This is a genomic window from Candidatus Aminicenantes bacterium, assembly GCA_026393795.1.
Classification (GTDB): domain Bacteria; phylum Acidobacteriota; class Aminicenantia; order UBA2199; family UBA2199; genus UBA2199.
On sequence record JAPKZL010000036.1, the window covers coordinates 1 to 6,795 of the forward strand.

Consider the following 6,795-nt stretch of genomic DNA (forward strand, 5'->3'; position numbering starts at 1 on the left):
TGACCCGGGCCAGGGTCTTGATGGCCAGGGTCTTGGCCAGGCCCGGCACCCCCTCGAGCAGGATGTGCCCCGATGCCAGCAGGGCGATCATCATCCGCTCGAGCAGCTCCTTCTGGCCGACGATGACCTTGGCCATCTCGGCCATGGTCTGCTCGATGGCCTGGCTGTCCTCCTTGATCCTTTCGTTGATGAAGGTCAGGTCGTGGCTCATTTGTCCTCCGAATGTAAATATCTGTGGCGGTAATCCACCCCTTTTATTTCAATGCTAGTGGCCATTTCAAAAAGGCGGCTGCGGATGCGTTCCCCGATGCGCTCGCTGAGGGTCTCCTCGCTGCCGACCTTGCTGTCGAAAAAGTTGCTGGCAAAAAGGGTGACGCGGTTGTCGTTGTAGCGGCGGTTGATCAGGTAATAGATGTTGTCCTCGACCCAGGGGCTGGGGCGCGACGCGCCCAGCTCGTCGAACAACAGCAGCTCCACCCGCGCCAGGCGCTGGATCAGCTGCGAAATGGTGGCGAAATCCCGGCTGGCGGCGTCCTCGCCCGATTTCATCTCCCGGGCCAGGTCGTTCCAGTCGATGTAGATCACCTCGCAGCCTTTTTCCTTGATCAGCTGGTTGCCGATGCAGCACAGCAGCCGGGTCTTGCCCACGCCGGTGGCGCCGTGAAAGAGCAGGCCGCTGCTGACCGCCGGATAATCGGCGATGAATTTGGCGCTCGCCTTCTTGGCCCGGCCTTGCGAGGGGTTGTCCTTGTCCGGGAAATAGCTGTTCAGCTCGGTGCCGACGAAGCGCAGCGGGATGTTGGCGTGGTCGACCTTGAGCAGGCGCAGGTCCTCCTGGCGGCATTGGCAGGGGCGGGCGATCTCCCGCTCCTTGACCTTGACCAGCACCCAGCCGCTGTCCCCGCATAGTTTGCAGTTTGTTTCTTTCAATTCAGTGCTCCATAGACGCCCTGCTTGGACAGGCGGTTTTTAAGCTTGGTCAGGGCTTTCATTTCGATGCGGCGGATCCCCTCGGGGCTCATGCGCATCTTCTTGGCGATCTCGCGCAGCTTCATCGGCTCGGCCCCCTGGAAGCCGAAGCGCAAACGGATGATCTCCGACTCCTTGGGGGTCAGCTGCTGGATGTCCTCGCGCAGCAGGTCTTTGATCGAGTTGCCGATCAGGATGTCCAGGGGATCCTCGACCGAGTTGTCGGGCAGGAAGGCGGAGAGGTTGGTCGTGCTCTCGTCGTTGATGCCCTTGTCCAAGGAGATGATCTCGTCGGGGACGGCGAGCATGACCCGGACCTTCTTTTCCGGGATTTCCAGGTACTCGGCCAGCTCCTTTTCGCTGGGGTTGCGCTTGAGCTTCTTGTTCAACTTGAAAAAGGCCTTCTTGAAATTCAGGTAATCGTTGTAGAAGATGTCGGGCAGGGAGATCAGGTTCTGGTTCTTCGACAGGTAGCGCCGGATCTCGCTGCGCACCCACCACATGGCGTAGGTGAAGAAGCGGTTTTCCCGGCTCAAATCGAATTTTTTCAGAGCTTCGATCAGCCCCTTGTTCCCCTCGTTGATCAGGTCCAGCAGGTTGTCGCCCTTGAAATAATATTTCAGCGCCTCCTTGACCACCAGGCGCTGGCTGGCGACGATGATGGTGCGGAACGCTTCCTCGTCGTTGTTCTTGGCCTTGGTGATCAGCTCCCTTTCTTCGGCCGCGGTCAGCGGTTTTATTTTTTTCAGCCGCTGGAAATAGAGGTTGAGCGAATCCAGCGATTCGTTATTTTTCCTTTTGTTCATCCTTGAAAACGGCCATGGAGGGCGATGCGAATTTGACCAGGGATATCTTTTTCTGCTCGAACAGTTCCTCGCGGCCGACGAAGAACTCCTTTTTCAGCTCTTCCAGGAACAGCGCAAACTCCTCTTGCATTTTCTCCATTTTGTTCTTCATGTTGGTGATGATCTCGATCCCGGCCAGGTTGACGCCCATCTCGCGGGTCAGGTTGAGGATGAATTCCAGTTTTTTCAGGTCGCTGTCGCTGAACATGCGGGTGTTGCCCTTGCTGCGCGAGGGGATGAGCAGGCCCTCGCGCTCGTACAGGCGCAGCGTCTGCGGGTGGATGTTGTACTTGCTGGCCACCGCCGAGATGAAATAGGTTTTTTCCTTCATCGCAGCCAATCCTCGCGTGGGTCGTACGGCGCTATTTTTTCGATCTCCTTGAGCAGCTCGCGCACCTTGAGGTCCTTGGTGGGCGGCGGCACGATCTTGATCTCCACGTACAGGTCGCCCTCGCTGCGGCTCTTGGGGTTGAGGATGCCCTTGCCCTTCAGGCGCAGCTTCTGCCCCGAGAGCGTCCCCGGCGGGATCTTGAATAACGAGCTGCCGTCGAGGGTGGGGATTTCGATCTTCGCGCCCAGGGCGGCCTCGGCGTAGGTCACCGGCAGCGTCATCTCCAGGTCCAGGCCGTTGCGCCGGAACAGCTTGTGCGGCGTGACATGGATGGTGATGATCAGGTCGCCGTCCGGGCCGCCGTTGCGCCCGGCGTTGCCCTTGCCGGCGATGCGCACCTTGGAGTCGTTGTCGACGCCGGCCGGGATCTTGACCCGCAAGCGGGCGACTTTTTCGGTCCGGCCTTCGCCGCCGCAGGCCGGGCAGGGAGCGCCGGGCAGGATCCCGCTGCCGCCGCAGTTCGGGCAGACGGTGCCGAACTTCATGAAGCCGGTCTGCTTCTGGACCCGTCCCTGGCCGTGGCAGACCGGGCAGGTGGTCTGGCCGGAGGCGGCGTCCACCCCCTTGCCGCGGCAGGTCGTGCAGGTCTGGCGGTGGCTGATCTGGAGGGGGGTCTCGATGCCGTTGGCCGCGTCCATGAAATTCAGGTTGATGGAGTAAAGGAGGTCCTCCCCCGGCTCGGCCCGGCGGCCCTTGCGGCCGGACGAGGGGCGCGGACCTCCGGCATTGCCGAAGATGGTCTCGAAGATGTCGCCGAAAGAGCTGTTGCCGGTGTTGCTGAAATCAAAGCCCTCGAAGTTGCTGCTCCCGCGTCCGCCCTCCGCGCCGGGGGCGCCGCGGGCGCCCAGCGAACCGTACAAATCGTACTGCTTCCTCTTTTCCGGGTCCTTGAGGGTTTCGTGGGCCTCGTTCATCTCCTTGAATTTTTGCTCGGACGCCTTGTCGCCGGGATTCAGGTCGGGGTGGTACTTGCGGGCCAGCTTGCGGTAGGCTTTCTTGATGTCGTTGGTGCTGGCGTTCTTGCTGACTCCCAGGATTTCGTAGTAGTCTTTCATCAAAGAAATAGTACTCTAGGGCACTAAAAAAATCAAGAGCGAGATTTCGGTTGCAGTGGCATTTGACGGCGTCGGGCCGCTTCATCTATAATGGCCGCTGAAGGCGACAAGGAAAGCATGATCGAGAAAAAAGTTTTGCGCGAACTGCACGCCAGCCTCGGCCGGGGAAAGGTTTTCAGCGACCGGGAATACCTGTTGGCCTATTCCTACGACGCCACGGCCATGGAGTACTGGCCCGATGCGGTGGTGTTCCCTGAGCGCGAAGAGGACATCGCCGCAGTTTTGCGCATCTGCCGCGAGCATCGCGTGCCGCTGATCCCGCGCGGGGCCGGTGTCGGTTACACCGGCGGCGCCCTGGCGGTCCAGGGGGGGGTCGTGCTGGTCTTCACGCGCATGAACCGCATCCTGCGCCTGGACGCCGCGAATTTCCTAGCCGAGGTCGAGCCGGGGGTGATCACGGCCGACCTCCAGGCCGCGGCCGAAAAGCAGGGGCTCTTTTATCCGCCCGACCCGGCCAGCCTGAAGACCTCGACCATCGGCGGCAACGTGGCCGAGAACGCCGGCGGCCCGCGCTGCTTCAAGTACGGCGTGACCGGCAACTACGTCCTGGGGCTGGAGGCCTTCCTGCTCAGCGGTGAAAAGGTCCGCCTGGGGGCGCAAACCATCAAGAATGTGGCCGGCTACGACCTGAAATCGTTGCTGATCGGCTCCGAGGGCACCCTGGCCGTGATCAGTAAAATTTTCCTGCGCCTGCTCCCACTGCCGCCGCAGCGCCGCCTCTTCCGGGTCGATTTCGCCACCCTTACCGCCGGGGCGCAATTCGTGCAACAAGTCATCCACGGCCATATCCAGCCGGCGGTGCTGGAATTCATGGACCGGCGCTCGCTGCAGGCCGTCTACGCCTACCAGCGGCAGCCCCTTCCCGAAAAGACCGGCGCGGCGGTGCTGATCGAGATCGACGGCAGCCCGGCCGAGGTCGGGGAAAGGGAAACGGTCCTGCGCCGGATCATCGAGGGCTCCACTCCCGTCGACTGGACCCTGGCGCAGACGTTCGCCGAGCAGGAGGATCTCTGGCAGACGCGGCGCAATATTTCGCCGGCCATCGCCCTGCTCAAGCCCAGGAAAATCAACGAGGACATCGTCGTGCCCGCGGCGCTGATCCCGGAGATGGTTTCCTTCATCGACGGGCTGGCCGGGGAACACAATCTGTGCATCGTGCTGTTCGGCCATTTCGGCGACGGCAACATCCACACCAACTTGATGGTCGATCCCGCCGACGAGGCGGAGATGAAAAGGGCCGAGACCGTCCTGGACAAAATATTCCGGCGCGTGGTCGAGCTGGGCGGCACCATTTCCGGCGAGCACGGCATCGGCCTGAGCAAGAAGCCGTTCATGCATTACCAGTTCAGCCCGGTCGAGCTGGAGCTGTTCCGCCGCATCAAGAAAGCCTTCGATCCCGACAACCTGCTCAATCCCGGGAAGATGTTCTAGAGTGGAACCTTTTTCTCGGCCAATACGTTAATATCTCTGAGAGCGAGGAGTAACATGCGTAAAAAAAATGCAATTTTGCTTTTCCTGGCGTTGTCTTTCATCCTTTTTTACGGCTGCGACATGAGCGTCAACCGCAGCATCCACGTCAATGACGGCGACCACGCGGGCGGGCTGACCTCGGTCAACGGCAGCATCCACGTGGGCGCGCGCTGCCGGATCGAAGGCGATTGTCAGACCGTCAACGGCAGCATCCAGGTGGGCGATGCGTCGCAGGTCCGCGGCCTGGACACGGTCAACGGCCGCATCAGCCTCGGTGCCAGCGTCGAAGTGGACGGCGATGCTTCCACGGTCAACGGCTCGATCGTTTGCGGCGCCGGCAGCAAGGTGCACGGCAAGGTGAGCACGGTCAACGGCCGCATCGAACTTAAGAATTGCGAAGTGGACGAGGAGTTGAGCACGGTCAACGGCGACATCGATCTGCTGGCCAAAAGCCTGGTCCATGGCGACATCGTCATCAAGGGGCGGCACGGCAACCTGTTCGACCACTCGCATCTGGACATCCGTATCAGCGAGGGATCGCTGGTCGAAGGCGGGATCATCGTCCGCGACAACGACATCGAGGTCAAGGTGTACCTGAGCAAGGATTCGGCCGTCAAAGGGGAGATCCGCAATGCCCAGGTGATCAAGGAATAGCGCCGGACGCTTTTTTTAGCCGACGAACAGATCGCTGCTGGAATAGCCCGGGTCCGAGGTCAGGTTGATACCCAGCTTGCGCAGGCCCGCCTCGTCGCCCGGGGTGGGCATGTGGGTGATGTGCACTTCGCAGCCGCGCAGCTCGGGGAGCTTTTCGATCGCCATCTGGGCGGCCGGGTTGGCCGCGGCCGAAATGGCTAGGGCGATCAGGGTTTCGTCCAGGTTCAGGCTCACCTCCCGCCCCTTCAGCACATCTTTCTTGAGGCGCCCCAGCGACTCGGTGATGCTGGGCGGCATCAGGTGCATGCCGTCCGGGATGCCGGCCAGGTGCTTGGCGGCGTTCAGGACCAGGCTGGAGGCGGCGTGCAGCAGCGGTGAATTCTTGCCGGTGACCATCGTGCCGTCTGCGAGCTCGATGGCCGCGCCGCAGAATATCCCGGCATGGCCCTTGCCGCCGGCCTGGGCGTCCCGGGCGGCCTGGCGCGCCGGTCCGACCACGCGGCGGCTCTCCTCGCCGACGCCGAGGTCCTCCATGAACAGGCGCAGCCGCTCCACCGTGTCGTGATCGACCACGCCCATGGCGTACTCGCACTGGTAGCGGAAATAGCGGCGGATGATCTCCTGGATGGCGGCCTCGCGCACGACCGCGTCGCCGCAGATGCCGAAACCGGCGCGGTTGACCCCCATGTCGGTGGGCGAGTGGTAAACCAGCGGGTTCTCGGTGATCTTTTCCAGGATGCGCCTGACCAGGGGGAAGGCCTCGATGTCGCGGTTGTAGTTGACTGCCTTGACGTTGTACGCCTCGAGGTGGTAGTGGTCGATGAGGTTGATGTCCTTCAGGTCGGCCGTGGCCGCCTCATAGGCGATGTTGATCGGGTGGTTGAGGGGCAGGTTCCAGATCGGGAACGTCTCGAACTTGGCGTAGCCGGAGCGGCAGCCGCGCCGGTGGTCGTGGTACAGCTGCGACAGGCAGGTGGCCAGCTTGCCGCTGCCCGGGCCGGGGCCGGTGACCACCACGATCGGCCTGGCCGTCTCAATGTACTCGTTGGCGCCGTAGCCCTCGTCGCTGACGATGGTGTCAATCTCGGTCGGGTAGCCCTTGGTGAAGCTGTGGGTGTAGACGCGGACGCCGCGGCGCTCCAGCTTGTTCTTGAAGGCCTTGGCAGCGAATTGGTTGGCAAAACGGGTGATGACCACGGCGCGCAGGGTGATGCCCCAGGCGGCCAGGTCGTCGATCAGCTTCAGGGCGTCGGCGTCGTAGGTGATGCCGAAGTCGGCGCGGATCTTTTTCCTTTCGATGTCGCCGGCATAGATGCAGAGGATCACGTCGGTCTGGTCCCCGAGCTGCTGC

At 62.0% G+C, this 6,795-nt stretch carries 8 protein-coding genes; 2 read left to right on the forward strand and 6 right to left on the reverse strand.

Features of this window, described 5'->3' with window-relative positions; all coding sequences use genetic code 11:
* The 5 genes from NTW95_01625 to dnaJ all read right to left on the reverse strand — a co-directional run.
* Positions 1-211: ATPase (locus NTW95_01625; protein ID MCX6556125.1), on the reverse strand; the 211-nt coding region annotated here is incomplete at its 3' end.
* On the reverse strand, positions 208-930 hold the full coding sequence (locus NTW95_01630) for an ATP-binding protein (GenBank protein MCX6556126.1): 723 nt from the start codon (positions 928-930) through the stop codon (positions 208-210). The genes NTW95_01630 and NTW95_01625, both read right to left, overlap by 4 nt.
* Positions 927-1,775 (reverse strand): RNA polymerase sigma factor RpoD/SigA, encoded by an 849-nt coding sequence (locus NTW95_01635; GenBank protein ID MCX6556127.1) that lies wholly within the window; start codon positions 1,773-1,775, stop codon positions 927-929. Before NTW95_01635 ends, NTW95_01630 begins: the two co-directional genes overlap by 4 nt.
* The gene (locus NTW95_01640) at positions 1,756-2,145 is read right to left on the reverse strand and encodes a helix-turn-helix transcriptional regulator (GenBank protein MCX6556128.1); all 390 of its coding nucleotides are present in this window, start codon (positions 2,143-2,145) and stop codon (positions 1,756-1,758) included. Before NTW95_01640 ends, NTW95_01635 begins: the two co-directional genes overlap by 20 nt.
* Entirely contained in the window at positions 2,142-3,260 is a 1,119-nt protein-coding gene (gene dnaJ / locus NTW95_01645; protein MCX6556129.1) for a molecular chaperone DnaJ, read from the reverse strand. Before dnaJ ends, NTW95_01640 begins: the two co-directional genes overlap by 4 nt.
* Positions 3,261-3,350: 90 nt before the next feature.
* Between dnaJ and NTW95_01650 the strand changes: the two genes are divergently transcribed.
* Both NTW95_01650 and NTW95_01655 read left to right on the forward strand, forming a co-directional pair.
* The gene (locus NTW95_01650; protein ID MCX6556130.1) at positions 3,351-4,751 is read left to right on the forward strand and encodes an FAD-binding protein; all 1,401 of its coding nucleotides are present in this window, start codon (positions 3,351-3,353) and stop codon (positions 4,749-4,751) included.
* 54 nt (positions 4,752-4,805) lie between these two features.
* Complete coding sequence (locus tag NTW95_01655) at positions 4,806-5,444, forward strand: hypothetical protein (GenBank protein MCX6556131.1); 639 nt, start codon at positions 4,806-4,808, stop codon at positions 5,442-5,444.
* Between the two features lie 15 nt (positions 5,445-5,459).
* Here the strand turns inward: NTW95_01655 and NTW95_01660 are convergent.
* Positions 5,460-6,795, reverse strand: a 1,336-nt coding sequence (locus NTW95_01660; GenBank protein MCX6556132.1) for a DUF1846 family protein, incomplete at its 5' end; no start/stop codon positions are given.

Excerpts from the sequence above, each read along its gene's own strand:
- NTW95_01635 (MCX6556127.1), bottom strand. The coding sequence starts at position 1,775 with ATGAACAAAAGGAAAAATAACGAATCGCTGGATTCGCTCAACCTCTAT.
- NTW95_01650 (MCX6556130.1), top strand. The coding sequence starts at position 3,351 with ATGGCCGCTGAAGGCGACAAGGAAAGCATGATCGAGAAAAAAGTTTTG.
- NTW95_01655 (MCX6556131.1), top strand. The coding sequence starts at position 4,806 with ATGCGTAAAAAAAATGCAATTTTGCTTTTCCTGGCGTTGTCTTTCATC.
- dnaJ (MCX6556129.1), bottom strand. The coding sequence starts at position 3,260 with ATGAAAGACTACTACGAAATCCTGGGAGTCAGCAAGAACGCCAGCACC.
- NTW95_01640 (MCX6556128.1), bottom strand. The coding sequence starts at position 2,145 with ATGAAGGAAAAAACCTATTTCATCTCGGCGGTGGCCAGCAAGTACAAC.